Consider the following 24,395-nt stretch of genomic DNA (forward strand, 5'->3'; position numbering starts at 1 on the left):
GATGGAGCCGCCGGTGTCGGAGGCTAGCGCGCCGTAGCAAAGCCCCGCCGCCGTTGCCACGCCTGAGCCGCTCGAGGAGATGCCCGGCCAGTAATCGCCATCCCAGGGGTTCCGCGGCGGCGTCACCGAGGGGTGGTGGTCGGAATAGGCGCCTTCGGACAACTGCGTCTTGCCGATCAGCACCGCGCCGGCTTCGCGTAGACGCCGCACCACCGTTGCGTCTTCGTCCGGCACGAAGGTCCGGTGGACCGTGGTGCCCGCCGCAGTCGGCTCGCCCTTCAGCCAGAACAGATCCTTGACGGCAATCGGCACGCCATGGAGCGGGCCGCGATACCGTCCTGCTGCAATTTCGCTGTCAGCCTCGTCGGCTTGAACCCGGGCCGAATCCTCAAGCACGAGGACGTAGCTCTTGAGCTCCTTGTCGAGTGCCGCAATACGCCGAAGCTGGGCCTCGACCACGTCTCGCGAGGTGAGAGCCCGATCGCGGATCAAGGCTCCGATCTCCGTCAGCCCAAGATAGGCAAGCCCAGTGGTGTCGGCCGTCATCGCGGTTGATCCTCCCGGCACGGTGGGATCGAGACTGCTTTCTGACATTAGCATTATAATTCCTCACTCAATTTCCGGGCGCCTGTGCGATGAGACCGGTTGCATGAAGCCTTATATTCCGGTTATTTTGGCAGGGACAAACCATAAATAATGCGGGATTCAGGTTAGAATTTCTAAATTATGGATTCGAAGCTCCCACCCCTGAACGCACTGCGCGCCTTCGAGGCTGCTGCCCGCCACCTCTCGGTGAAGGCTGCGGCCGAAGAGCTGTGCGTGACGCCGGGCGCAGTCAGCCAGATGTTGAAGGTGCTGGAACAGCATCTCGGCGTCAGGCTATTCGTTCGGGTGAATCGCGGCATCTTCCTGACGGATGCGGGGCGGGATTACCTGCCGCCGGTGCGCAACGCTTTCCGTCAGATCACCGAGGCATCGAAGCGTGTCGCCAATTCGGCCGACAACGGCGTGCTCACGGTCAGCGCCACGTCGTTCTTCGCGTCCGCTTGGCTCGTTCCGCGCATGGCGTCGTTTCGCGATGTCCATCCCGAGATCGACCTGCAGATCGTCACCAGCAACGCGCTGGTCGACTTTTCGCGCAGCGGCATCGACGTCGCCTTTCGCCATGGTCATGGCCGCTATCCGGGGCTGCGCAGCGATCACGTGCTTTCGGTCGAGATGGTGCCTGTTGCTGCAAGGGCATTGGTCGAGCGCCTGGGACTGCCGACGAGTCCCGCGGATTTGGCCTCCTGGCCGAAGGTGCAGGACGCCGACCGGAAAGGGTGGAGCCTCTGGCTGCAGGCGCAGAATCTCGCAGAAACGGTGCTGCCGCTCGGGCCTTCTTTCGATGACACCGGCCTTCTGTTGCAGGGCGTGATCGCGGGGCTTGGGGCGGGCCTGCTGCCAGCAGCGATGGTGGTGCCGGACATCGAAGCGGGGCGGCTGCTCCAACTGGCCGAAGAAACGCATATCGAGGCTTTCGCCTACTATCTCGTCTATCCCGAGGCGAACGCCGCACAGCCTAAGATCGCAGCCTTTCGCGAATGGGTTCTCGACGCGATCCGCACAGACCCGAGTGCAGCGCCGCGGGGCTGATCACGGGACAGTCGCGCGGCTTCGTTGCCGCTCGCCACCGTTGGCAAGGCTTTACGCAAGTGCGAACACGTCCGAGCGCCGGGACGGTCAACGCCCTTTGCCGCTTTCGGTGCGGTCGGATTTTCGATCCGGGTCGTAGCCGTTCTCGGTCGCCGTCGGGTTCGTGCGCCCTAGTTCAGCGTGCAGACGCCGTTGGCACCGCCTTTGCCGGTGTAGGAGACGCTTGGTGATCCATCGGGATTGATGCTCAAGGAGATGGTAACGCCAGCGCCATGCGCTTCGTAGTAGTTGTCGTTGAATATCTTGAGCTTGGCTTCCTTGCCGTTGATGTAGACCGGCCCGCCTTCATCGGCGTGAACCTCGATCTTGCCGGGGCAGGTGGCGTTGACGAGCGGAATCTTGGCTTCGGCCGCACCGGCGAAGGCGAGCGCCGGCAGCAGGATCCCAAGGGCGCGCAGGCAGGTCTTCATCTCTTTCTCCAGCGTGAGTTGCAGTCGCGTCGAGGGCCAACCGTGACAGGCTGTCGATGGAAGTCAAGCGCGGCACGGCGTCACGAAGCTGTCATCAATCCAATTGTTTTTTTGCGCTGCACAAGATAGAGGATTGCAGCCGAAATTTGTGCTGATGCCCACTGACGCAGCAGGCTTGCCGCTTGTCGCAGGGCAGGGCGCCGCTACCCTTTCGGGTCGGGCGTTCGCGGATTGGAGGGTCCGGAGATGAAGACTTTCACCACCATCGCCGAACTGCGCTTTGCGCTTGCGGAACATCGCCGCGCAGGCAAGTCGGTCGGCCTGGTGCCGACCATGGGCTACCTGCATGTCGGCCATATGGAACTGATGCGCCGCGCGCGCGAGGAAAACGACATCGTCGTCGCCAGCATCTTCGTCAATCCGTTGCAGTTCGGCGCAAACGAAGATCTCTCCAAGTATCCGCGCGATCTCGCCCGCGACCAGGCGATGCTGGAAACGGGCAGCGTCGACTATCTCTTCGCGCCCGGGGTTGACGACATGTATCCGCGGCCGATGGAAACGGTGGTCGACGTGCCGACACTCGGCAGCGAGCTTGAAGGGTCGGTCCGCCCCGGCCATTTCGCCGGTGTCGCCACGGTGGTCACCAAGCTCTTCAATATCGTCCAGCCGGACCGCGCCTATTTCGGCGAGAAGGATTTCCAGCAATTGCAGATCATCCGCCGCATGGTGGAAGACCTCGCCCAGCCGGTGACCGTCATCGGCGTGCCGACGGTGCGCGAGGCCGATGGGCTCGCCTGCTCGTCGCGCAATGTTTACCTGACGCCCGAAGAGCGCCGCGCCGCGGCGATCGTGCCGAAGGCGCTGGAAGAGGCAGAACGGCTGGTTGCCTCCGGCGTCAGCGACGTCGCGGCACTCGAAAAGGCGGTTGCCGCGTTTCTGGCCAGCGAACCCTTGGCCAAGCCGGAAGTCGTTGCCGTCAGGGATCCGGAGACGCTGGAGACGATCGAAACGATCGGCGACCGTCCGGTGCTGCTGCTGCTCTTTGTGCGCTTCGGCACGACCAAACTACTCGACAATCGCGTGATCGCCCCGAAATCCGCGCATTTTGCAAAGGTTGCCTGACATGAGCGTGCAAACCGCCAAGCGCCGGCTCAGCCCCGCCAACATCGAAGCGCTGAAGGGCGATCGCCCGATCGTCAGCCTTACCGCCTACACGACGCCGATTGCCCGGTTGCTCGATCCGCATGTGGATTTCCTGCTGGTCGGCGATTCCGTCGGCATGGTGCTCTACGGGCTGGATACGACCGTCGGCGTGACGCTGGAAATGATGATCGCCCATGGCCAGGCGGTCATGCGCGGCTCGGAGCGCGCCTGCGTCGTCATCGACATGCCTTTCGGCTCCTATCAGGAATCGAAGGAACAGGCGTTCCGCAGTGCCGCGCGCATCCTCAAGGAAACCGGCTGCAGCGCGGTGAAGCTCGAGGGTGGCGCGGAGATGGCCGAGACGGTCGAGTTTCTCGTCAGCCGGGGTATTCCGGTTCTCGGTCATGTCGGGCTGATGCCGCAGCTCGTCAACACGACAGGCGGTTATCGCTCGGTTGGTCGCAATGACAAGGAAGTGGCAAAAATCCACCGCGACGCCAAGGCGATCGACGATGCCGGTGCCTTTGCGATTGTCATCGAGGGCACGGTCGAGCCGGTCGCCCGTGACATCACTGCTGAGCTGCGCTCGCCAACCATCGGCATCGGTGCGTCACCCGCCTGCGACGGCCAGATCCTCGTCTCCGACGACATGCTCGGCCTCTTCAACGATTTCAAGCCGCGCTTCGTCAAGCACTTCGCCGAGCTCGCCCCGGCGATCTCCAAGGCGGCCGAGGCCTATGCGGCAGAGGTAAAGGCGCGCAGCTTCCCGGGCATCGAACATACGTTTCAGGCGAAAAAGTAAGGGCCAGGCGAAGACCTGAGGCCCAGGCGAAGCAAGGGCAGCGGTCCCCACGGGCCGCTGCTTTGTGCAGGCAAAGCGCAGCGATTTTTCGTGCGATGCGCATTTCGTTCAAGCCTGCCGCCGTCAGGCATCATAAAATTCAATCATTGTATCAGCGCATTTGAATTGTTGCCGGGGGCGTGAGCGCCTATCAGTCCGGCACCGGCCGCTCGGCGCACCTCATCGCCTCGGCCGGCGGAGGTTTCCATGAAAAAAGATGAATTCTGGGAAGGGGTCCGCGGCGGCTTTCCCATCATGCTGGCGGCGTCGCCCTTCGGTGCGCTGTTCGGCGCGCTTGCGGTGGACAACGGCTTTACCATCGCGGATGCCGTGTTCATGAGCGCGACGGTCTATGCAGGTGCCAGCCAGATGGTCGGCATCGAGCTCTTCGGCAATCACGTCCAGCCCTGGCTGGTCGTGCTCTCGGTCTTTGCCGTCAACTTCCGCCACGTGCTCTATTCGGCCTCGATCGCCAAATATGTCCGGCACTTCACCTTCGGGCAGAAGTTCCTTGCCTTCTTCCTGCTGGTCGATCCGCAATATGCGGAGACCGAGAAGCGCGGCGAGCGTGGCTTGCCAATCACCTTTGCCTGGTACCTCGGCTTCGGCCTCGTCATCTATGTCCCCTGGATCATCAACACGCTGGTCGGAGCGATCTTCGGGCAGATGATCGGCGATCCCAAGGCGATCGGCCTCGACGTGCTGCTGCCGGTCTATTTCATGGGGCTGGTCATGGGCTTCCGCAAGCGCGACCGCTTCCTGCCGATCGTTTCCGTCTCGGCACTGGCGTCGGTTGCCGGCATGCATTTCGTCGGCTCGCCCTGGCATGTCAGCATCGGCGCGCTCGCGGGCATCTTGCTTGCCGCCATCCTGCCGCCAAGCGGACAGGCCGCGGCGCCGGTTGTCGAGAAGGAGGCTTGAGCATGGACCCGCAACATCTCAATCTCATCTACCTGATCATCGCGGCGGCCGTCGCGACCTTCCTGACGCGCTTCGGTGGCTACATCCTGATCACCCAGATGAAGCAGATCCCGCCGCGGCTGGAAGCGGCGCTGAACGCCGTTCCGGCGGCCGTGCTGACGACGCTGGTGGCTCCGGCCTTCGTCTATGGCGGGCTCGACGTGACGATCGCCATGTTCATCGCCTTTGCCATAGCGCTCGGGCTGAACCTCTCGACGCTGCGCATGCTCGTTATCGGCTGGGTCGTGGTGATGGTGATCCGGCACCTGGTGATGTAGGGCTCGCAGCATCCGATATGGGAAAAGCAAAACGCCGCGCCCAGAGAGCGCGGCGTCATCGTTTTTGCAGTGACTGCCTGACTCAGCGTGAAAGCGCTTCCGTCGCGGCCTTCAGCCAGGCGCGGGTGTCGTCGCTGGCAAGCAGCGGCGTGAGTTTCTCACGCGTCTCGGCGTGATAGGCGTTGAGCCAGTCGAGTTCCTCGTCGGTCAGCAGTGCCGGCAGCACCAGGCGGCGGTCGATCGGGCAATAGGTGATCGTGTCGAAGCCGAGCATCGGCAGGTCGCCACCGTCCACCATTGCTGCCGGCTGCACCACGATGAGGTTTTCGATGCGGATGCCGAAGGCGCCGGGGCGGTAGTAGCCGGGCTCGTTCGAAAGGATCATGCCGGGCAGAAGCTCCTGCGTGGAAAGCCGGGCGATACGCTGCGGGCCCTCATGCACCGAGAGATAGGAGCCGACGCCGTGGCCGGTGCCGTGGGCATAGTCGGCGCCTGCCTTCCAGAGCGCGATACGGGCCAACGGATCGAGGTCCACGCCGCGCGACCCCTTGGGGAAGCGAGCCGTGCTGATCGCGATCATGCCCTTCAACACCAGCGTGAAGAAGCGCTTCTGTTCCTCAGGTACCGCGCCGATCGCCACAGTGCGGGTGATGTCGGTGGTGCCGTTGATGTACTGCGCGCCGGAATCGATCAGGAACATGGTGCCCGCTTCGATCGCCTGGTCGGTAGCGGTCGTCACGCGGTAGTGCATGATCGCCGCATGCGCGCCGGCACCGGAGATCGTGTCGAAGGAGATGTCCTTCAGCGGGTTCTGCATGCGCTCGCCGACGGTGGCGCGGGCAGATTCGAGCTGGTTGGTGGCGCCGATCTCGGTGACCGTGCCGGGCTGCTGCTTGTCCAGCCAGGCGAGGAACTCGACCATGGCGGCGCCATCCTGCAGGTGGGCACGGGTCGAGCCGTCGATCTCGGCCTTGTTCTTCTGGGCACGGGGCAGGCGGGCCGGGTCGACCGCTTCGACCACCTTGCCGCCCTTGGTGCGGATCAGCTCGGAGATGGCGAAGGAGGCGAGGTCCGGATCGAGCATGACTGCGGCACCGGCGGTGCCCAGTGCGCGCAGGCGGTCGTCAAAGGTCGAAGGTGCGACGATCTCGGCGATCTGGGTGAGATAGGCTTCCTGCTCGATGCCGGTCTTGCGCTTGTCGAGGAAAAGCTCGGCGCGGCCGTCGGCGTGGATGATCGCGCGGGCGAGCGGATGCGGCGTATGCGGCACGTCGGACCCGCGGATGTTGAAGGCCCAGGCGACCGAGGAGGGATCCGTCAGCACCACGGTGCTCGCGTCGGCCTTGGAAAGGCCCGCAGCGATTCTTGCGATCTTGTCCTTGGCCAGTTCGCCGGCATGCTCGATCGGCTGGATGGTGACCTTGCCGAGCGGGGCTGCGGGGCGGTTCGCCCAGATCTTGTCGAGCGGGTTGTGATCGAGGAAGACGAGCGAGCCGCCGAGCGTCGCGAGCGCCTTTTCCAGCCGGCGCACCTCCGCGCCGGTGTGCACCCAGGGATCGATGCCGAGCTTGAAGCCCTTGGAGCCGTGGTTCTCCAGCCAGAGATGCGGCGGTTCGCCGATGAGGTCGCCACCGGTAAAGACGGAGCCGTCGACCTGCTCCTTCAGCTGGGTGACGTAACGGCCGTCGACGAAGACGACGGCTTCACGCTTGGTGATGAGGGCGACGCCGGCCGAACCGGTGAAGCCCGTCAGCCACGAGAGGCGCTCGGAGGAGGCGGGCACATATTCACCCTGGAACTCGTCGGCGCGCGGCACGAGAAAGCCGTCGATGCCGAGAGCTGCGAAGGACGCGCGCAGGGCTTCGGTGCGCTCCTTGCCGAATTGCGGCGTGGAGGTGACTTCAAAAGACTGAAACATGGGGGAATTCCGGTAGATTGAGCGGCAAACCGCGGGAAAAGATGGGTCATGTTAGCGGAAATGGCCCTTTGGAGGAAAGAGGCGATATCCTGCGGGGCGGCCTGATCCCCGCTCCGTGCAAAGCTGGAGTTGTGCTGCGATACGAGAGCAATTGCCCATTTACCATACATATGCGCTCAGTGCATGGCACCCATGCTCAGAAATCCCTTTCTCTATCGGAATAATGGTTTATAAGCCGCCTCAACGAACACGGACGAACATCCGGTGGTTCAAAAAGCTGCGGTTCCGAGAATAGTTGGTCACTCTGTTCTCCTCCTCCCTCAAGGGTGGTCAGCTTCGGAACGGTAGACGCCCGCTCGAGCACTCCTCCTCCTCAGGCTCGCGGGCATGGTTGGCCACAAGCCAACCAGCAGGCGATGCCACTGGCATCGCCTTTGTTTCGAAAGGCCGCCCGTCATGATAGACGCGGCGGCCTTTTCGTTTTTCCGGGTTTGTTGTTTGACGCTCCGTTTGCCGTCCCGTCCGTGCTCGTTGCCTTCACAGAGCATTGTCGAAACATTGGCACCGCTGAATTTCTTTGAAGATTACCCCTCAACCCAACCCTCTCCACGCAGGCGGGGCGAGGGGACGGGCCGGAGGCCCGGGACACAGTTCGGCATGGCTTGGCGACAAGCCGCGTGTGATGATTGGGCAAAAGAGCGCCGCGATGACCCTTTGCCCCGCCTGCGGGGAGAAGGTGCCGACAGGCGGATTAGGGGCTGTCACATCAACAATGAAGGCAGTCCCAGGCGCCCGTTCGCCTCACTTCTCCAGATGAATCGTCACCCAGCCGTTGCGCCAGATGGTGCGGACGTGGCGCAGGTGCTGGCCGTTGTAATGGGCGAGCACCTTCCAGCGCTGTTCGGCGAGAATGCCTGAGAGAATGACCGAGCCGCCGGGGGCGAGGTTGGCGACGAGCTGCGGCGCCATCTTCATCAGCGGGCGGGCCAGGATATTGGCGATGATGAGATCGAAGGGGCCGTTGGCGCTGAAGGCGGTGGAGTGGAAGCCGGGGGCGGTCGCAAAGGTCATGCCGGTGACGACGCCGTTCACCCGGGCGTTTTCTTCGGCGACGCGGGTGGCGATCGGGTCGATGTCGGTGGCAAGCACCGGCACGTGCATCAGCTTCCAGGCGGCGATTGCGAGCACGCCGCTGCCGGTGCCGAGGTCGAGCACGTTGCGCACGGTGCGGGTCCGCGCGACGGTGGCCAGCACTTCGAGGCAGCCGGCTGTCGTGCCGTGATGGCCGGTGCCGAAGGCCTGGCCGGCGTCGATCTCGATGGCGATTTCGCCGGTCTTCACCTTGTCTCGGTCATGCGAGCCGTGCACGACGAAGCGGCCGGCGCGCACCGGCGCCAGGCCTTCCAGCGACTTGGCGATCCAGTCGATATCCGGCAGCACTTCGCGCTCGATCGGAAGATGGGCGAAATCTGCGGCAAGCGCCTCGGTGAGCCGTTCGCTCACGCCCGCCTCGTCGGCGATCATCATGTAGATCGAGGCTTCCCAGACGTCACGCTTTTCATCGACTTCCGTCGTGCCGATGGCAAAGTCCTCTTCGCCGAAGACCTCGCTCAGGCGGTCGAGGACGGATTCTGCTTGCTTCTCGGTGGTGGTGACGAAAAGTCTGATCTCACTCAAGGCTCTGTCCTTCGGGCTGGCAATCCGCGCGTCCCGCATCGAGCCATGCCGTAAAGGCGGCGCGCTGGGCGGCGGCAATCGTGTGCTGTGCGCTATCACGATTGCCCCTCAAAGGCAAAGCGCCGGACAGGGCCGGCGCTTGCAACTTCACGTCACGATAAAAGGGGCTTAGCCCTTGGTCAGGTTTTCCAGCTTCTTGACCGCCGTTTCCGGGTTCTCCTCATAGGCGATCGTGCCGGAGAAATGGCCGTTGGCGTCGAGCAGGAAGACGGAGGCCGTATGGTCCATGGTGTAGTCGCCATTCGGCTGGGCCGCGTCGACCGGCACCTTCTTGGCATAGACGCGGAAGCCCTTGACCATTTCCATGACCTTGTCGGCCGGGCCGGAAATGCCGGTGATACGCTTGGAGACGTTGGAAACGTACTGGCCGAGTATTTCCGGCGTGTCGCGCTCGGGATCGACGGTGATGAAATAGGCCTGCAGCTTGTTGCCTTCGGGATCGACCTTTTCCAGCCAGCCGTTCAGCTCGAACAGCGTCGTCGGGCAGACCTCGGGGCAATGGGTGAAGCCGAAGAAGAGGGCGGTCGGTTTGCCGGTGAAGGCCTTCTCGGTGATTTCCTTGCCGTCCTGGGCGACCAGCGTGAAGGGAACGCCGAAGGGGCCGGAGGCAGCCTGCTGCTTCGACTGGGTCATTTCATAGGTCAGCCAGCCCAGGATACCCGCCATGACGACGACGGCGGCCCAGAGGACGATGCGGATGGTTTTCATGCGTGCTACCGATTTAGTTGGGGCCAGCGATGGCCATGTCCGGTTGATCGCTTCTTGATACCGCCTTCACCGGGGGCGCGCAAATGGGACAATTGCCGCAGGTTGTGGTGAGTAACCTCGCTCGTTACGGACCGCCGCTCATTCCGCTGCGGCGACCTTCTCCCCGCATGCCGGGAGAAGGTTAGTCCTCGGGTTAAATCCGAGGAGAGGGCAAGTCACAGGATTGTGGTCGCTCTAGAAGCACCAGGAAAGGCCCGACTGGGCAAGCGCCAGGAACATCTCGGCGCCGTTCTCCATCCAGCCGCGGAAGGCAAGCAGCATGACAACAGCGACCCCGGCCGCAAGGCTTGCGGCAAGGGGAAGGCGGATCGAGCGCTGGGTCTTCGTGTTCATGGCGTCATCATAGCAGTTCATGGGGCAAGGGGAAGGCGGGCCGTTTTCCAAGTGTCTTCGGGGATCGGTAGTCGGGCGCCCGAAAATGGTGGAAATGGTTCCGGAGCCCCGAACGATTGTGTCTGCAAGTGCTGGAAAACCAGGGCTTGCAGCGCATATGCGCAAATATTGAAATAGCCGTTTTCCCTGGGGATTGGGCGCCCGCCTTAGCGAATGTTTAAGGTCTGTTTGACAGTGTTTTTCCACGCGGGAGGAGTGTTCGCTCTCCGATATGACATGAGGTCAGCCGGCTTTATCGGCCCCGGTTTTCCGTATCGATCGTAGGAGGACTCCGCAGCACGCGGATCCGTGACCATGGACTCCCTATGACTGCCACATCTCCCTCCCTGAAACGCAATCTTTCCGTGAGCCAGCGGCTGGCGACGCTTGCCGGCGCCGCTTTTGTCGGCTTTGGCTCCGTGCTCGGGGTTGGCTGGTATGAGGGCAGTCGTGCGAATGACGCATTGCACGGTGCGATCGCGGCGCAGAACGGCCTGACGACCGTCGACGAAATTCGCCTTGCGACGACCAATCTCGTGCTCAATGCGATGGACAGCATCATCGATCGCGACGAGGGAGCAATCCAGCCGGCGCGTGCCGCAAGCATTGCCGGCATCCTGAAACTGCTCGAAACGAAATCCGCCGATATCAAGGCGCTTGCCCAGCTGCTCGGTCGCACCGATGCGCTTTCGACCTATGACGCCGATGTCGCGGAACTGCGCCGGGCGATCGGCACGGACCTGAAGATGCTGATCGAAGGCAAGGCTTCGACCGACGACTTCGGCAAGATAGACGATGCGATCGATGGCGCCGGCGAACGGGTCGCCACGGCATTGACCGGACTTTCCGAAGCCGCGACCGCATTGGTGCAGGCGCGCGTTGCCGAGGCGCGCACGGTGTCCGACCAGGCGTTCCAGCTTCAGGTAGCCGCGGGACTGCTGGCGATGGCGACGCTGCTTTATCTGCTCTGGTTCCACGGCAGCACGCTCCGCGCCGGCATTCTCAACCTGCGCAATGGCATGCAGCAGATCCAGAACGGTGATCTTGCAGCCAAGGTCGAGGCGCTCGACCGCGGCGACGAAATCGGCGCCATGGCGCGCTCTGTCGATCTCTTCCGCCTGTCGGCGATCGAGAAGCAGTCGCTCGAACAGAGTGCTGCACGCAGCCGGCGCGAAATCGAGAAGGAGCGCGAGGAGCAGCAGAACGAGCGCGAGGAGGCGGTGCGCCGCATCCAGGCGGCGATCGACAATCTCGGCCGTGCCCTGACGCAGCTTGCCGATGGCGATCTCGCCGTTGCGATCGACCGGCCCTTCGACGGCAACCTCGATCAGCTCCGCCAGAATTTCAACCAGACGGTCGAACGGCTCCGTGTCGTGCTTTCGAGCGTCAAGGAAAATGCGCTCTCGATCGAATCCAACGGCCGGCAGATGCGCAGTGCTGCCGACGATCTGGCGCGCCGCACCGAGCGGCAGGCCGCTTCGCTGGAACAGACTTCGGCGGCACTCGATGAAATCACCGTGACGGTGCGCACCGCGACACAGCGCGCCGAAGAGGCAAGCCGCATGGTCGGCGAGACGCGCACCAATGCGGAAGAATCCGGCCGTATCGTCGGCGAGGCGATCGCCGCCATGGCGCGCATCGAAAGTGCTTCGAACGAGATCGGCAAGATCATCAACGTCATCGACGAGATCGCCTTCCAGACCAACCTTCTGGCGCTGAACGCCGGCGTCGAGGCGGCGCGAGCAGGCGAAGCCGGAAAGGGCTTCGCCGTGGTCGCGCAGGAGGTGCGCGAGCTGGCGCAGCGCGCCGCCGGTGCCGCCAAGGATATCAAGGCGCTCGTCAGCCGCTCCGGCAACGAGGTCGGCAGCGGTGTCAAGCTCGTCCGGGCGACGGGCGAGGCGCTTGGCCGGATCGGCACCGACGTGGCGCGCATCAACGAACACATGACCTCGATCGTCATGGCGGCCCGCGAACAGTCGACCGGTCTCAACGAGATCAGCACCGCCGTCGGGCAGCTCGACCAGATGACGCAGCAGAATGCGGCCATGGTCGAGCAGACCAATGCATCGAGCCATACGCTGGCGCAGGACGCCGAGCGCCTCACTGGCCTCGTCGGCCAGTTCCGCGAGGGCCACACGATGCAGCGTGTCATGCCCACCCTGGCGCCGGCGCCGGCAGCGCCATTGGCAAGGACGGCCGCCCCGGTGCAGGCGAAGATATCTCCGGCTTCGACCGTTCAGCGGCCAGCCGCCAAGGGCACCAGCGAAGCGGTGCCGCTGCGCAAGATCGGCACCGCCAAAATGGCGTCGTTTCCAACTCCATCTCCCGCAAAGGCCCTGATGGGCAAGCTGGCGGGCGCATTCGGCAACAAACCGGGCTCCGTGCCGTCGACGACGGCCTCCGGTGAGAACTGGGAAGAATTCTGACCATGACAAACGCAATCAAGCAGTCCGGCGCCTATCTCGAAATCGTATCGTTCCATCTCGGCGACCAGGAATTCTGCATCGACATCATGGCGATCCGCGAAATCCGCGGCTGGGCGCCGGTAACCCCGATGCCGCACACGCCGCCCTACGTGCTCGGCCTCATCAACCTGCGCGGCGCGGTGATCCCGGTCATCGACATGGCAGCGCGCCTCGGCATGAAGATGACCGAACCGTCGGAACGCTCGGCGATCATCGTCACCGACATCGCCGGAAAGCTCGTCGGCCTGCTGGTCGAGCAGGTCTCCGACATGATGACGATCAAGAGCGAGGCGCTGCAGCCGGCGCCGGAGATCATTCCGGAAGCACAGCGCGCCTTCTGCCGTGGCATCGTCGCATTGGAAAAGACCATGGTCTGCTTCCTCAACCTCGACACGGTCATCGCCGACGAACTGGCGCAGGCAGCCTGAGTTCGACTGCCGGTAGAATTGACAAGTACCCCGGTGGCATCGCCGCCGGGGTACTTTGCGTTTCGGCTCTGCTCGGGCAGTTTGGGGGAGTCTCCGGTCAAGTTAAACTTCAGCAATGATCTTCACGCTTGGGCGATGCCATTGTGACAAAACGTCATGTGGCTGGCAGCAATACTTGTACTAATTTAGCGGTGTTGCTGGGTGCCCGAATGGAGGCCGGGTGCCTGTCCCCAAACAGGAGTTGAACTCATGACAATCTCTGTCAGGAAACTTTTAGTCGCGTTCTCCGTAACGATGCTGGTAGCCGGGCCGGCTTTGGCCGATAGCTATTATCCGGGCATCGACTCCAACAATCCTCCCGGAACGCAGAACATGCACAAGACCACGCCGATGACGAAGCACTACGCTGCGCCGGTCGATACGATGGCGACGGGCAGCATCAGCAGAACCTCTACGCCGACCCCGATCTATCGTGAACGTCAGCCGTTCGGCGGTTATCAGGGCGGTGATGGCGACTACTATCAGGGCATAGTCCCGCCGACGTCCTATTGAGCACGCAGATCCGGGACGAGGTGCTCCCACACACTTCGCCTCGTTCCGCTCTGACGAGGTTCCGGAAGCGTCCGTGAAGGGGCGGGCGCTTCACACCTCCATGACGGATTGCCTTGCAGGCTTATACAGGCGGCAGGGCCGCTGCTACTGCGGCTTTCCGTTCTGCCAGGTTACCGTCTGTCCGTAGAGCGGAATGGTGGTGATCGACATCTTGGCCGAGCCATCGGTCAATTCACGTGAATGCGCGAGATAGATCAACGTATCGTTCTTGCGGTCGTAAATCCGTGTGACCAGCAGGTTCTTCCAGACGAGCGAAAGCCCGGCGCGAAACACTTCCTCGCCTTCCTTGGAGAGATCGATGTCGCCGATTTCGATCGGGCCGGTCTGTCGGCAGGCGATCGAGTTGTTCGACGGGTCCTCGAACCAGTTGCCGTTCTTCAGCCTGTCGATGACGCTGCGGTCGAAATAGGTGACGTGGCAGGTGACGCCTTTGATCTTCGGGTCGGTGACGGCATCGACCATGATATCGTTTCCGAGCCAGTCGACACCGACCTCGCCGACCGTTTCGGCGCGCGCGGGCAGGGCGGTCGCCGCAAAGGCGGCGAGACCGGCAACGAAGAGAGCGCGAACAGCACGCAACATGATTTTCCTCCTGCAGCGGCGCGCGTCCCTCAGACGCGTGAGAGGTCGCCTTGGCGTTTCGAATGGCCGCGTGTGTCGGTGAACCGGTTGCGGTCCGGGGAGACATGACTTGGCCAAGCTCACATAGGTTTAGGACGCGGCATTACAAGCCGCAGGGGGGACGGGTCGCAGGGGCAGGCCACAGGGTCAGCCGGTATCGCGCAGCAGCCTCGGCTCGAAGCTGCGGCTGTCGGCCGCGCGCAGTTGCGCGGCTGCACCAGCGAGCGCCCGCGCGCTGGCATCGGGCTGGAAGCGGCCGGCAATCGTGCAGCGGTCGCGCCCGTCGGCCTTGGCGTCGTAGAGCGCCATGTCGGCGCGGATCATGATGTCGCTGATCGTGTCGCCCGGCACGGCCTCGGCAAGGCCGATGCTCACCGTCAGCCGGATCGGTCGATCGAAGCGGCCGATCGGCGTGTCGCGCACCACGCGGCCGATCTCTTCGGCGAGCGTGAAGGCCTTATCTTCCGTGTGATTGGGCAGGACGATTCCGAACTCTTCGCCGCCGATGCGCCCCAGCGTGCCGCGGCCGGTGAGGCAGGCAGCCACGGTGCCGGCAAAGTGGCCGAGCGCGGCGTCGCCGACCGCATGGCCATAACGATCGTTGATCTGCTTGAAGTAATCGAGATCGAGCAGCAGGAAGGACACCGGCTGTTGCCGTGCGAGACTGGTGGCAAGCGCCCGCTGGCCAAGATCGAGCAGGGCACGCCGCGACAGGGCACCCGTCAACTCGTCACGCGCGATCGCCGTCTTGAGGTCGGCGATCACCCGGTTCTGGATCATCAGGATCACGCCAAGGAAGAGCGCCGGCAGGTAAAAGGAGCGCATCACGGCGCACGCAAAGTCCCAGCTGACGGGTTGAGGTGGAACTGATGCGGCCACATGGGCGGCTGGCGAAAGCACGGTGACCGCAAGCAGAGTCGAACAGCCGGTTGCCGCGCAAGCGATGACGCAGAGCCGCTCCACCGGGCCGGGCGCCTGGCGCCGGTGCTGCGAACAGACGGCGATGATCAGCACGAAGGCGGCGACGATGCCGATGACGGAGAGCGCATGCAAGGTGGTGCTCCGTGCGCCGAATGCCGCGATCAGCAGCGCGACGACTGCCAGGGACCCTGCTGCGACGAGGGCTGTCGAGGTGCGTCTTTGCACGCCGAGCGCATGATGAAAACCGCAGAGCACGAGCAGGCAGGCGCCGGCCAGAAACACGAGGCCGATCAGCGACAGCGGCTGCAGCGTCGGAAACTCGGAGAGCAACATGAACAGGGTCGCCGCGCTTGCAAATGCGCAAGCCGTGGCGAAGTCCGTGCCGCCCTCGATCATCGAGGCCCGCAGCGAAACAAGGACCGGGAGCATCGCCAGAAGAGCGATGATCGATATGGCAGGGAGAAAGCTCATTTCGAAACGGCCTGTCGTGCTAAAATCAACAAAGGCGGCTTGCGTCTCAGCCAGATATGCGAGGCCAATTGGTAGCGAGGGCGCCTTAACGAAACCCGGCGAAATCCGTTGCAATTTTACCGATTGGTCGGGATTGGCACGGTTGTTCACAAGGGCACCCGGGCAACCGACGGATGGTGGATCGCCCCCGCTTTCATGCGTGGCTTCATGCCAGCTCCTCAGATGTCCTTGGGCTGGGCAGGGGCGCGGGAAACAGAGCCTTGAATGCAAGGCCAAACGTAGCGGAACCCGACCGGGTCTTCTTGTTCCGTTTCTGCGGGACCAAGTGCCTCCTCGTGCGTTGAATGGGATCCGACCCGCGGCGACGGGTGCAATCTGGGAGAGGTGAGGTGTTTACGGGAACATGGCTCTTCGAAGACAGGACGGACGCCGGACGGCAGCTCGCCGAGACGATCGCGGGGGAAGAAACGCTGGCTGATCCGCTGGTGGTGGCGCTGCCGCGCGGCGGCGTGCCGGTCGCCTATGAGATTGCCGTTCGCATCGGTGCGCCACTCGATATCCTGATCGTGCGCAAGATCGGCGCGCCCGGGCATGCGGAGTTCGGACTTGGCGCACTCGTCGACGGCGAGGAGCCCGAGCTCGTTCTCAACCGCCAGGCCATCCTGCTCGTGCGCCCGGCAAAGGGCTATGTGGAGGCGGAGACCGGGCGCCAGCACGCCGAAATCCTGCGCCGCCGCGCGCTTTATTTCGGCGACCGCCAACCGCTCTCGCCGAAGGACCGCGACGTGATCCTCGTCGATGACGGCATTGCCACCGGCGGCACCGTGCGCGCGGCGATCAAGGCCTTGCGCCGGGCACAGCCGCGCCGCCTGCTGCTGGCGGTTCCGGTCGCGCCGAAAGGCGAGCTCAACGAGTTGCGCAGCTGCGTCGATCGCATCATCTGCCTCGCCACACCCGCCGCCTTCCGCGCCGTCGGCCTGCACTACCGCGACTTCGAGCAGACGAGCGACGAGGAGGTGATCGCCTTGATGAAGAAGGCGCGGCGGGAGGATGAGGCTTGAATGGCTCTTGGAACAGGCCGGCGCGTCGGTTGCCGCAATTGCAGACACCCATCCGAATAGTTGCATGAAGCGCATTGCGCCGTATTGCAACTGCGGGACACGCGCGCCACATTCCCGGCGCGAGATGTTGGCGGAATGGGCGCCGGAGGAGGCGACCCCGAGGAGAGGCTATGACCGCGAAGCTGGAAATTGGAAAGACGCTTGAGGATTTCTGCCGTCCGGAGCGCATGGCGCTCGTCGTCTACGACATGCAGGTGGGGATTACCAATCAGGTCAAGAACGGCCCGGCGGTGCTTTCCAAGGTGCTGAAGGTGCTGGACGCTGCGCGGGCCGGCGGGTTTCCGGTGATCTTTCTGCGGCATCTGTCGATGCCGAGGCCGCTGATGGGCGCCTTCCAGCTACGCCAGGCGATGGCCTGGCAGCGGACAGACGATCCGGATGCGGTGCACCCCTGGTTTCTGCGCGGCACGCCGGGCTTCGAGCTGGTGCCAGAACTTGCGCCCCGTGACGACGAGGCGATCCTCGACAAGATCACGTTTTCCGCCTTCGAGGGCACGCCGCTCGCCATGATCCTGCGCGACCTCGGGCTTACTTCCTTCGCCATCTGCGGTATCGCCACGGAAATCGGCATCGACCCGACCGTGCGCCATGCGACCGATCTCGGCCTGGTGCCGATCGTCGTGCGCGATGCCTGCGGGGCCGGCCATCACGAAGCCGGGGAGCGTTCGATGGAAAACATCGTCTTCATGGGCGACGCGGTCATGACCGACGTTCAGGCGATCACATCGGCGATGACCAGGCGGCGATGACCAGCCGCCAGTGCCCCTTCACCTCATCTACCACAGGACCAAAAATGACCGACAACCTCCGCATCCGCCCGATAGCCCGGACAGACTACGAACAGTGGCTGCCGCTCTGGGACGGCTATAACGCCTTTTACGGCCGTTCCGGTGAAACTGCGCTCGACCCCGCGATCACTGCCATGACCTGGTCGCGTTTCTTTGATGCCTATGAGCCTGTTCATGCGCTGGTGGCCGAGAGCGAGGGGCGGTTGATCGGGCTCACCCACTATCTTTATCACCGCAACACGACAGCGATCCAGCCGAACTGCTATCTGCAGGACCTCTTCACGAATGCAGAGGCGCGCGGCAAGGGTGTCGGGCGGGCGCTGATCGAGGGTGTTTACGAGGCGGCGCGCGCAGCCGGTTCGCCGCGCGTCTATTGGCAGACGCACGAGACCAATGAGACGGCGATGGCGCTCTATGACAAGGTGGCGGAGAAGTCCGGGTTCTTGGTGTACCGCAAGATGGTTTGAGGCGTGGCTGGTCCGGCGAGCCGCACTTCATGTTTCCGCCTCCGCCCGGCTGCCAGCCACGCTTCCATCGCGGTTCGGCAACTGCATGTCCCAGATTTCGGTCGGGCCGAAGCCTTTGATGTCCTCATGGCCGGAGCTGGAAAACGCGAAGCGGCCGTTTAGCCGCTGCCTGACCTCCGCGGTCGTGGTTATGCAGCCGGGCTTGCCGATCGCTTCCAGGCGCGCGGCAAGGTTCACGGGTGCACCCCAGATATCATAGGCGTATTTCGCTCGCCCAAGCACGCCAGCCGTTACCGATCCCGAGGCCATGCCAGCGCGCAGCTTGAGGACGACGCCATGGCGTTCGCCGATCTCGCGGGCCGCGGCGATGGCGCCGAAGCCGAACACTGCCGCCGCCTTCTCGGGCGTGGGGTGCCGGGCGGGCACGCCCGCCACCGCAAGATAGGCATCGCCGATGGTCTTGATCTTTTCGACACCGGTTGCTGCGGCCAGGCGATCGAACTCGCTGAAAAGCTCGTTGAGCAGGTTGACCGTCCGTTCCGGCCCCAGGCTGTTTGACAGGGCCACGAACTGGACGATGTCGATCAGGACAACAGTCGCATGCTCGAATTCGTCGATGATCGTTTCACGCTCGTTCCTCAGCAGGCGCGCCACGATCTCGTCCGGCATGATCGACGTCATCAGGCGGGCGAGCCGCCCCTGCGCCTCTCTCGCCAGGTGGAAGGCATAGTAGATCGTTGCGAAGCACATGAGCGTGAGCGTGATGATCGACGACGAATGGAGGAGTTGCAGGAAACGGGTGTCGTCATAGACACCCGACCGCGCCTGAGGAAACGCGATGGATGCGGCGATGACCGTGATCGCAGCCATGGCGCTGAGGACCGTCACCAGTGCGATGTTTTGAAACCCGAGGATCGCGAAGGCGACCGGCGTCACGCCGAGCAGCGTCAGCAGGACGCCGGAGTCCCGGCCGACATAGGAGGCGATCCAGACGAGGACCACCACGCAGATGCCGAATTCCCAAAGCCCTGACGCGACGCGGCCGAAGCGATGAAAAAGCGGCGTCATGGCGGCCGCAACGGCTAGCGCGAGATTAGCATAGACGAGGGGAATGAGGCTCGGCTCGCCATAGAGTGCGTAGATGAGGGCAAAGCTCGTGGTGGTGACGACGATCACACAGGCCGCGACATTCGCGACGAGGATGCCTTCACGGTCACCCTCCGCAACATTTGCGGCGCCCAGCTCCAGCAGGCTGCGAACAGCGCTCGTCCAGGACATGTCTCCACCCATTTTGCGTCGAGGGAGATCGGTACATGGTTTCGTTCAAACGCGAGAATTGTGCCCGCAATATTATTGCACTTCGCTGGTTGGCGCCATGAGATCGATGGTTGTGCAGTCCGTAGGGAGTGCACGTGAGGAGGGCTTCGACCTCCTCACGCCTTCTCCACAAACCCATCCAGCACCCGCTTCTGGCCGGCGCGGTCGAAGTCGATGGTGAGCTTGTTGCCTTCGATCGCGGCGATGTTGCCGTTGCCGAACTTCATGTGGAAGACGCGGTCGCCGACAGAGAAACGCGAGGGTTCCGTGGCTGTCGATTTCGCCACCAGTTCGCCGTCGATGGTGCGGCCGCGCGGGCCGCTTTCGCCGTAGCCGATGCGTTCGACCGCATGGCCGGAGCGCGTGCCCCAGTTGTCGCGGGTGGCATCGGAGCGGTGCTGCTGGGCGCGCTTCCAGCCGGGTGTCGAATAGTTGTTCTGGAAGGGATCGGCCTTGTCGAAGCGTGACTGGCCGTAACCGCCGCGGCCATAGCCGCCATAGGATTGCTCGTTCTCGGCCACGTCCACATGGGCAAGCGGCAGTTCGTCGAGGAAGCGCGACGGCATGGTCGATTGCCATAGGCCGTGGATGCGGCGGTTGGAGACGAACCAGATGTGGCAGCGATGCTTGGCGCGGGTGATGCCGACATAGGCGAGGCGCCGTTCTTCCTCGAGGCCGGAGCGGCCGCCCTCATCGAGCGCGCGCTGGTGCGGGAACAGGCCTTCCTCCCAGCCGGGCAGGAACACCGTGTCAAACTCCAGGCCCTTGGCCGAGTGCAGGGTCATGATCGAGACGGCGTCGAGGTTCTCGTTCTGCTCGGCATCCATGACGAGCGCGACGTGTTCGAGGAAGCCACGCAGCGACTCAAACGCTTCCATCGAGCGGATGAGTTCCTTCAGGTTTTCCAACCGTCCGGGAGCTTCGGCCGACTTGTCGTTCTGCCACATGGCGGTGTAGCCGCTTTCGTCGAGGATCTGCTCGGCGAGCTCGGTATGGACCGTCGTCTCAAGCAGGCTCTGCCAGCGGCGGAAATCGGTGACGACGTCGAACAGGGCTTTCCGCGCCTTCGGCTTCAGCTCATCGGTCTCGATGATCTCGGAAGCCGCCGCCAGCATCGGGATATCGCGGGCGCGGGCATAATCGTGCAGCGTGCGCACGGTGGTGTCGCCAAGGCCGCGCTTCGGCGTGTTGACGATGCGTTCGAAAGCGAGGTCGTCGGCCGGCTGGCAGACGAGGCGGAAATAGGCCATGGCGTCGCGGATTTCGAGGCGCTCGTAGAAGCGCGGGCCGCCGATGACGCGGTAGTTGAGGCCGAGGGTGACGAAGCGGTCTTCGAACTCGCGCATCTGGAACGAGGCGCGCACCAGGATCGCCATGTCGTTCAGATTGTGCTTCTGGCGCTGGAGCTGCTCGATCTCCTCGCCGACGGCGCGGGCTTCCTCTTCGGAATCCCAGGCGGCGTGCACCTGCACCTTTTCATCGTCCGGGTCGGTGCGGTCGGTAAAAAGCGTCTTGCCGAGGCGGCCTTCGTTGTGGGCAATCAGATGACCGGCAGCGCCGAGGATATGTTCGGTCGAGCGGTAGTTGCGCTCGAGCTTGATCACCTTGGCGCCAGGAAAATCCTTCTCGAAGCGCAGGATGTTGTCCACTTCCGCGCCGCGCCAGCCATAGATCGACTGGTCGTCGTCGCCGACGCAGCAGACGTTCTGCGGCACGCCCTTCGGCCGCTGGGCCAGGAGCCGCAGCCACATGTACTGGGCCGTGTTGGTGTCCTGGTACTCGTCGACGAGTATGTAGCGGAACTTGTCGTGATAGTCCTTCAGCACGTCCGCATGCATGCGGAAGATGCGGATCGGGTGCAGAAGAAGATCGCCGAAGTCGCAGGCGTTCAGCGTCAACAGCCGGTTCTGATAGGCGGCGTAGAGTTCGCGTCCCTTGCCATTGGCAAAGGCGCGGGCGTCGCCCTCGGGGATCTGCGCCGGATCGAGGCCCTTGTTCTTCCAGCCGTCGATCATGCCGGCGAACTGCTTGGCGGGCCAGCGCTTGTCGTCGATGCCTTCGGCCTGGATCAGCTGCTTGATCAGCCTGATCACGTCGTCGGTGTCGAGAATGGTGAAATCGGAACGCAGGCCGACGAGCTCGGCGTGGCGACGCAGCAGCTTGACGCCGATCGAGTGGAAGGTGCCGAGCCAGGGCATGCCTTCGACCGCATGGCCGACGAGCACGCCGATGCGCTCCTTCATCTCGCGCGCCGCCTTGTTGGTGAAGGTCACCGCCAGGATCTGCGAGGGGAAGGCGCGGCCGGTGGAAAGGATATGGGCGATGCGTGTGGTGAGCACCCGGGTCTTGCCGGTGCCGGCGCCGGCCAGCACGAGAACCGGTCCATCGAGCGTTTCGACCGCTTCGGACTGTTCCGGGTTGAGGCCGGAGAGATAATCCGGGCGCGGCTGGGCGCGGTCACGCGCCGCCATGGCGCGCGCAGCAATACCTCCGGCGGCTGGAATACCTCCAGGGGCTGGCGACTGCTTGCGCGGCGCCGGCTCCTCGTCGAAGAAAGGAATATCGTCGAAACCACTCATCATGCGGCTCAATGTAGTGATTCGGTGGGGAAAGGCCAGAAAGGATGTTCTTCTTTTATTCCGTTTTCTGCACCGGACGCACCAAGCCTGTGGAAAGACAGGCGATTTCGAAGCCGCTTATTCTTGGTCGCGCGGTTTATTCCGTGGTTTTGTCGAAGACGGCATCGACCGGCACCTGCAGAGCGGTCGCAAGCTGGTTGGTGCGGGCGGCAAGCGAGATCACTCGAAGCAGATCCGCGTGCTGGGCATCGCTCATGCCTTTCGCCTTCGCTGCCGCCGTGTGGGAATGGGCGCAGTAACCGCAGCCATTGGTGACGGAGACGGCGACGTAGAGCATCTCCTTCACCAGCGGATCGAGGGCCGAAGGTGTTGCCATCACGGCCTTGACGTCGCGCCAGGTCTGCTCCAGCAGCTCCGGGTCGAAGGCGAGCCACAGCCACATATTGTTGATGAAATCGGATTTGCGCGTGGCGCGAATGTCGTCGAACACGGCTTTGACGCGTGGGTCGGCTTCCGGGTTTTGGGGCGGGGTAACGGTGCTCATGGGTGTCCTTCACTGTTGTCGCCTGGTGGCGCACGCGGGCGGGCCGGTCGCTTGATGCGATGACGATAGCCAAGGTCGCAGCGATTGCCAGCGTTGCGTTTGGGGCAGCCGTCGTCGATGCGTTCAATTGGGGATTTCGTTGCAGGGTTGGTTGTTCGCGCCGAATGGTCCTGATGTAAACAGCACGCCTTTGCTCGAACCCTGATAGGCATTGCCGTTCTGCGTGACGATGAAGACCTTGGGGCCGCAGAAGCCCGTCGGCCGTGCGGCAACCACGCGTGTCTGGCCGCTGGCGTCAGTGACGGTCTTGGGGTTGCAGGCCCCGTAAGGCGTGTCGGCCATGCGAATGGTTGCCGTCGAGGGGCGGCTGAGCGGTGTGGAACTACCCGGCGGGAACGTACCCGAAGCCGTGCCTGCAGAGGCCACGGCCGATTGCGTGATCTGAAAGTCTGCGGTGCCGTCGTCACCCGCTTCGAAAAGCACAGCGAAAACGACCTTGCGCTCGTCAAACGTGTTTCAGCTAAAACCTGGTTGTGCTCCATAGGTCGGTAACCTAGAAGTAGTTTCGGACGCTCGAAGCGGCGTTCAGGCAGGAGCCCGATCATGATCAAGATGAGCGTCTACTATCCGGCCGATGGCGGCTCGAAGTTCGACCACGACTACTACCGCACCACCCACATGCCCTTGCTCGAGGAGCGGCTCGGCGATGCCTGCCTGCGCTACGAGATCGACAGGGGCGTTGCCGGTCGCGAGCCTGGAAGCGCGCCACAGTTTGTCGCGGCGTGCCACGTCTACTCGCCGAGCCTCGAGACATTCCAGGAGGCGTTAGGTCCGCACCGCGCCGAGATCTCCGCGGATGTCGCCAACTATACGGACATCACGCCCATCGTTCAGATCAGTGAAGTCGTTGGAGGGTAGGGTGCCTTGGCGCGTCAGGCGTAGCCGTTGACCTTTCCGCGATCGGCGTCGTGCTGGCGCACCGTGATTCATGGTGACGCAGCCGGTGCGGAACTGGTCGACGATCGGCAACATGTGGTTGCCATGGAAGCGAAAACGACCTTGCTCCCGTCAAACTCGCTTCAGCCAAAACCTGGGTGTGCTCTATAGGTCCGTGACCTAGGCCAGCGCGAAGACGCGCGCCGGGCCGCCGGTGCCGCCGCGATGCTTCGGCGCGCCGAGAATGAGCGTCGCGCCCTTGGCCGGCAGCTTGTCGAGGTTGGCGGCAGCCTCAAGCCCCCAGCGCCCTTCGGGCAGCCAGGCATAGTGGGTGGCGAAATCGGGCGAAGGGCCGTGATCGAGCGACAGCGTATCGACGGCGATGCCGGCCGCCTTGCTCTCTTCGATGAGATACTTCGCCGCCTCGACGTGAAAGCCGGGGAAGTGCAGTTTTCCGCCGCCATCGGCATTGCGGAACTTGTCCGTGCCCATATGCGCGCTCCAGCCCGAAAGCATGGCGACGCAGGCATTTTCCGGGATCTCGCCATTGGCGGCGACCCAGGCCTTGAGGTCGTCCGGCGTCACCTGGGCGTCCGCGTCCGATGCGGCCTTCGCGCGGATGTCGACGATCACGAGCGGCACGACGAGCTTGTCGACCGGCAGCTCGGCAACGGAAAGGCCGTCGGCGGAAAAGTGCAGGGGCGCGTCGACATGGGTGCCGGTGTGTTCGTTCACCCTGAGCTCGAACATGTTGAACTTGTCCTTGGCGTAGTTGAACTTCTCCTCGCGGAAGAACTGCTGCTGGCCGAAGAAGGTCGGGAAATCCTCATGCAGTTCGTGGGTCAGGTCCGTGACGCTGCCATGTCCCTGGGCGAGCGCCGGAGGTGCTGCGCCGGTGCTCGCCACGGCGAGGCCGGCGGTTCCAATTGCAGCGGCTTTGAAGAAGCTGCGGCGCGAGAGCATGCGCTCCTTCACCGTTTCCATCACACAGGCATCGCACATC

At 63.5% G+C, this 24,395-nt stretch carries 25 protein-coding genes; 12 read left to right on the forward strand and 13 right to left on the reverse strand.

The window, feature by feature from the left end:
- Positions 1 to 594 (reverse strand): amidase (locus tag I8N66_RS14365; protein WP_365887290.1); only part of this gene is annotated, 594 nt, incomplete at its 3' end.
- 132 nt (positions 595 to 726) lie between these two features.
- Between I8N66_RS14365 and gcvA the strand changes: the two genes are divergently transcribed.
- Complete coding sequence (gene gcvA / locus I8N66_RS14370; RefSeq protein WP_291154637.1) at positions 727 to 1,635, forward strand: transcriptional regulator GcvA; 909 nt, start codon at positions 727 to 729, stop codon at positions 1,633 to 1,635.
- A gap of 170 nt (positions 1,636 to 1,805) precedes the next feature.
- Here gcvA and I8N66_RS14375 read toward each other — a convergent pair whose 3' ends face one another.
- Positions 1,806 to 2,105 carry a hypothetical protein gene (locus tag I8N66_RS14375; protein WP_291154639.1) on the reverse strand — a complete coding sequence of 100 codons (300 nt, stop codon included), beginning with the start codon at positions 2,103 to 2,105 and terminating at the stop codon, positions 1,806 to 1,808.
- 246 nt (positions 2,106 to 2,351) lie between these two features.
- Here I8N66_RS14375 and panC point away from each other — a divergent pair, with 246 nt between their 5' ends.
- From panC to I8N66_RS14395, 4 genes are all read left to right on the forward strand, one after another.
- Positions 2,352 to 3,227: a pantoate--beta-alanine ligase gene (gene panC, locus I8N66_RS14380; RefSeq protein ID WP_291154641.1), complete on the forward strand. Its 876-nt coding sequence runs from the start codon at positions 2,352 to 2,354 to the stop codon at positions 3,225 to 3,227.
- Between the two features lies 1 nt (position 3,228).
- Positions 3,229 to 4,050, forward strand: coding sequence for a 3-methyl-2-oxobutanoate hydroxymethyltransferase (gene panB, locus I8N66_RS14385; protein ID WP_113540701.1), 822 nt, complete (start codon positions 3,229 to 3,231; stop codon positions 4,048 to 4,050).
- A gap of 246 nt (positions 4,051 to 4,296) precedes the next feature.
- Positions 4,297 to 5,010: an AzlC family ABC transporter permease gene (locus tag I8N66_RS14390; protein WP_113540700.1), complete on the forward strand. Its 714-nt coding sequence runs from the start codon at positions 4,297 to 4,299 to the stop codon at positions 5,008 to 5,010.
- A gap of 2 nt (positions 5,011 to 5,012) precedes the next feature.
- The gene (locus I8N66_RS14395; protein ID WP_113540699.1) at positions 5,013 to 5,327 is read left to right on the forward strand and encodes an AzlD family protein; all 315 of its coding nucleotides are present in this window, start codon (positions 5,013 to 5,015) and stop codon (positions 5,325 to 5,327) included.
- 82 nt (positions 5,328 to 5,409) lie between these two features.
- On the opposite strand, the gene I8N66_RS14400 is transcribed toward I8N66_RS14395, so the two are convergent.
- The 4 genes from I8N66_RS14400 to I8N66_RS14415 form a co-directional block, all read right to left on the reverse strand.
- Positions 5,410 to 7,245 (reverse strand): aminopeptidase P family protein, encoded by a 1,836-nt coding sequence (locus I8N66_RS14400; RefSeq protein ID WP_291154644.1) that lies wholly within the window; start codon positions 7,243 to 7,245, stop codon positions 5,410 to 5,412.
- An 801-nt stretch (positions 7,246 to 8,046) separates the two neighbouring features.
- Positions 8,047 to 8,922 (reverse strand): 50S ribosomal protein L11 methyltransferase, encoded by an 876-nt coding sequence (locus I8N66_RS14405; protein ID WP_291154645.1) that lies wholly within the window; start codon positions 8,920 to 8,922, stop codon positions 8,047 to 8,049.
- Between the two features lie 168 nt (positions 8,923 to 9,090).
- Positions 9,091 to 9,690 (reverse strand): SCO family protein, encoded by a 600-nt coding sequence (locus I8N66_RS14410; RefSeq protein ID WP_113540696.1) that lies wholly within the window; start codon positions 9,688 to 9,690, stop codon positions 9,091 to 9,093.
- 234 nt (positions 9,691 to 9,924) lie between these two features.
- Positions 9,925 to 10,083 (reverse strand): hypothetical protein, encoded by a 159-nt coding sequence (locus tag I8N66_RS14415; protein ID WP_291154647.1) that lies wholly within the window; start codon positions 10,081 to 10,083, stop codon positions 9,925 to 9,927.
- Positions 10,084 to 10,448: 365 nt separating this feature from the next.
- Between I8N66_RS14415 and I8N66_RS14420 the strand changes: the two genes are divergently transcribed.
- From I8N66_RS14420 to I8N66_RS14430, 3 genes are all read left to right on the forward strand, one after another.
- Positions 10,449 to 12,548, forward strand: a complete 2,100-nt coding sequence (locus I8N66_RS14420; RefSeq protein ID WP_291154649.1) for a methyl-accepting chemotaxis protein — start codon at positions 10,449 to 10,451, stop codon at positions 12,546 to 12,548.
- 2 nt (positions 12,549 to 12,550) lie between these two features.
- Complete coding sequence (locus I8N66_RS14425) at positions 12,551 to 13,015, forward strand: chemotaxis protein CheW (RefSeq protein ID WP_113540693.1); 465 nt, start codon at positions 12,551 to 12,553, stop codon at positions 13,013 to 13,015.
- A gap of 249 nt (positions 13,016 to 13,264) precedes the next feature.
- Entirely contained in the window at positions 13,265 to 13,567 is a 303-nt protein-coding gene (locus tag I8N66_RS14430) for a hypothetical protein (protein WP_113540692.1), read from the forward strand.
- Positions 13,568 to 13,711: 144 nt separating this feature from the next.
- Here I8N66_RS14430 and I8N66_RS14435 read toward each other — a convergent pair whose 3' ends face one another.
- Both I8N66_RS14435 and I8N66_RS14440 read right to left on the reverse strand, forming a co-directional pair.
- Positions 13,712 to 14,209 carry a CreA family protein gene (locus I8N66_RS14435; RefSeq protein WP_291154651.1) on the reverse strand — a complete coding sequence of 166 codons (498 nt, stop codon included), beginning with the start codon at positions 14,207 to 14,209 and terminating at the stop codon, positions 13,712 to 13,714.
- A gap of 186 nt (positions 14,210 to 14,395) precedes the next feature.
- Positions 14,396 to 15,640 carry a GGDEF domain-containing protein gene (locus I8N66_RS14440; RefSeq protein WP_291154653.1) on the reverse strand — a complete coding sequence of 415 codons (1,245 nt, stop codon included), beginning with the start codon at positions 15,638 to 15,640 and terminating at the stop codon, positions 14,396 to 14,398.
- Positions 15,641 to 16,029: 389 nt separating this feature from the next.
- Here I8N66_RS14440 and I8N66_RS14445 point away from each other — a divergent pair, with 389 nt between their 5' ends.
- The 3 genes from I8N66_RS14445 to I8N66_RS14455 all read left to right on the forward strand — a co-directional run bounded on the left by I8N66_RS14445 (position 16,030) and on the right by I8N66_RS14455 (position 18,016).
- Positions 16,030 to 16,701, forward strand: coding sequence for a phosphoribosyltransferase (locus I8N66_RS14445; protein ID WP_291154655.1), 672 nt, complete (start codon positions 16,030 to 16,032; stop codon positions 16,699 to 16,701).
- 170 nt (positions 16,702 to 16,871) lie between these two features.
- Positions 16,872 to 17,510, forward strand: a complete 639-nt coding sequence (locus I8N66_RS14450; protein ID WP_291154657.1) for an isochorismatase family cysteine hydrolase — start codon at positions 16,872 to 16,874, stop codon at positions 17,508 to 17,510.
- 44 nt (positions 17,511 to 17,554) lie between these two features.
- Entirely contained in the window at positions 17,555 to 18,016 is a 462-nt protein-coding gene (locus tag I8N66_RS14455; protein WP_113540688.1) for a GNAT family N-acetyltransferase, read from the forward strand.
- A gap of 27 nt (positions 18,017 to 18,043) precedes the next feature.
- Here I8N66_RS14455 and I8N66_RS14460 read toward each other — a convergent pair whose 3' ends face one another.
- The 4 genes from I8N66_RS14460 to I8N66_RS14475 form a co-directional block, all read right to left on the reverse strand.
- Positions 18,044 to 19,294 carry an adenylate/guanylate cyclase domain-containing protein gene (locus I8N66_RS14460; protein ID WP_291154660.1) on the reverse strand — a complete coding sequence of 417 codons (1,251 nt, stop codon included), beginning with the start codon at positions 19,292 to 19,294 and terminating at the stop codon, positions 18,044 to 18,046.
- Between the two features lie 155 nt (positions 19,295 to 19,449).
- Positions 19,450 to 21,915, reverse strand: coding sequence for a UvrD-helicase domain-containing protein (locus I8N66_RS14465; RefSeq protein ID WP_291154681.1), 2,466 nt, complete (start codon positions 21,913 to 21,915; stop codon positions 19,450 to 19,452).
- Between the two features lie 133 nt (positions 21,916 to 22,048).
- Complete coding sequence (locus I8N66_RS14470; RefSeq protein ID WP_291154662.1) at positions 22,049 to 22,456, reverse strand: carboxymuconolactone decarboxylase family protein; 408 nt, start codon at positions 22,454 to 22,456, stop codon at positions 22,049 to 22,051.
- A gap of 123 nt (positions 22,457 to 22,579) precedes the next feature.
- Positions 22,580 to 22,939, reverse strand: a complete 360-nt coding sequence (locus I8N66_RS14475) for a hypothetical protein (RefSeq protein ID WP_291154664.1) — start codon at positions 22,937 to 22,939, stop codon at positions 22,580 to 22,582.
- A 120-nt stretch (positions 22,940 to 23,059) separates the two neighbouring features.
- Between I8N66_RS14475 and I8N66_RS14480 the strand changes: the two genes are divergently transcribed.
- A complete protein-coding gene (locus I8N66_RS14480; protein ID WP_113540684.1) occupies positions 23,060 to 23,374 on the forward strand; it encodes an EthD family reductase in 315 nt (104 codons plus the stop codon).
- 198 nt (positions 23,375 to 23,572) lie between these two features.
- Here I8N66_RS14480 and I8N66_RS14485 read toward each other — a convergent pair whose 3' ends face one another.
- Positions 23,573 to 24,394: a cyclase family protein gene (locus tag I8N66_RS14485; protein ID WP_291154666.1), complete on the reverse strand. Its 822-nt coding sequence runs from the start codon at positions 24,392 to 24,394 to the stop codon at positions 23,573 to 23,575.
- Between the last annotated feature and the right edge of the window lies 1 nt (position 24,395).

This window comes from Ensifer sp. SSB1, assembly GCF_016652895.1.
In the GTDB taxonomy this organism is placed as follows: Bacteria; Pseudomonadota; Alphaproteobacteria; order Rhizobiales; family Rhizobiaceae; genus Ensifer.

Coding starts and splice junctions, on each gene's coding strand:
- gcvA (WP_291154637.1), top strand. CDS start 727: ATGGATTCGAAGCTCCCACCCCTGAACGCACTGCGCGCCTTCGAGGCT.
- I8N66_RS14375 (WP_291154639.1), bottom strand. CDS start 2,105: ATGAAGACCTGCCTGCGCGCCCTTGGGATCCTGCTGCCGGCGCTCGCC.
- panC (WP_291154641.1), top strand. CDS start 2,352: ATGAAGACTTTCACCACCATCGCCGAACTGCGCTTTGCGCTTGCGGAA.
- panB (WP_113540701.1), top strand. CDS start 3,229: ATGAGCGTGCAAACCGCCAAGCGCCGGCTCAGCCCCGCCAACATCGAA.
- I8N66_RS14390 (WP_113540700.1), top strand. CDS start 4,297: ATGAAAAAAGATGAATTCTGGGAAGGGGTCCGCGGCGGCTTTCCCATC.
- I8N66_RS14395 (WP_113540699.1), top strand. CDS start 5,013: ATGGACCCGCAACATCTCAATCTCATCTACCTGATCATCGCGGCGGCC.
- I8N66_RS14400 (WP_291154644.1), bottom strand. CDS start 7,245: ATGTTTCAGTCTTTTGAAGTCACCTCCACGCCGCAATTCGGCAAGGAG.
- I8N66_RS14410 (WP_113540696.1), bottom strand. CDS start 9,690: ATGAAAACCATCCGCATCGTCCTCTGGGCCGCCGTCGTCGTCATGGCG.
- I8N66_RS14415 (WP_291154647.1), bottom strand. CDS start 10,083: ATGAACACGAAGACCCAGCGCTCGATCCGCCTTCCCCTTGCCGCAAGC.
- I8N66_RS14420 (WP_291154649.1), top strand. CDS start 10,449: ATGACTGCCACATCTCCCTCCCTGAAACGCAATCTTTCCGTGAGCCAG.
- I8N66_RS14425 (WP_113540693.1), top strand. CDS start 12,551: ATGACAAACGCAATCAAGCAGTCCGGCGCCTATCTCGAAATCGTATCG.
- I8N66_RS14430 (WP_113540692.1), top strand. CDS start 13,265: ATGACAATCTCTGTCAGGAAACTTTTAGTCGCGTTCTCCGTAACGATG.
- I8N66_RS14435 (WP_291154651.1), bottom strand. CDS start 14,209: ATGTTGCGTGCTGTTCGCGCTCTCTTCGTTGCCGGTCTCGCCGCCTTT.
- I8N66_RS14440 (WP_291154653.1), bottom strand. CDS start 15,640: ATGAGCTTTCTCCCTGCCATATCGATCATCGCTCTTCTGGCGATGCTC.
- I8N66_RS14450 (WP_291154657.1), top strand. CDS start 16,872: ATGACCGCGAAGCTGGAAATTGGAAAGACGCTTGAGGATTTCTGCCGT.
- I8N66_RS14455 (WP_113540688.1), top strand. CDS start 17,555: ATGACCGACAACCTCCGCATCCGCCCGATAGCCCGGACAGACTACGAA.
- I8N66_RS14460 (WP_291154660.1), bottom strand. CDS start 19,294: ATGTCCTGGACGAGCGCTGTTCGCAGCCTGCTGGAGCTGGGCGCCGCA.
- I8N66_RS14465 (WP_291154681.1), bottom strand. CDS start 21,915: ATGATGAGTGGTTTCGACGATATTCCTTTCTTCGACGAGGAGCCGGCG.
- I8N66_RS14470 (WP_291154662.1), bottom strand. CDS start 22,456: ATGAGCACCGTTACCCCGCCCCAAAACCCGGAAGCCGACCCACGCGTC.
- I8N66_RS14480 (WP_113540684.1), top strand. CDS start 23,060: ATGATCAAGATGAGCGTCTACTATCCGGCCGATGGCGGCTCGAAGTTC.
- I8N66_RS14485 (WP_291154666.1), bottom strand. CDS start 24,394: ATGTGCGATGCCTGTGTGATGGAAACGGTGAAGGAGCGCATGCTCTCG.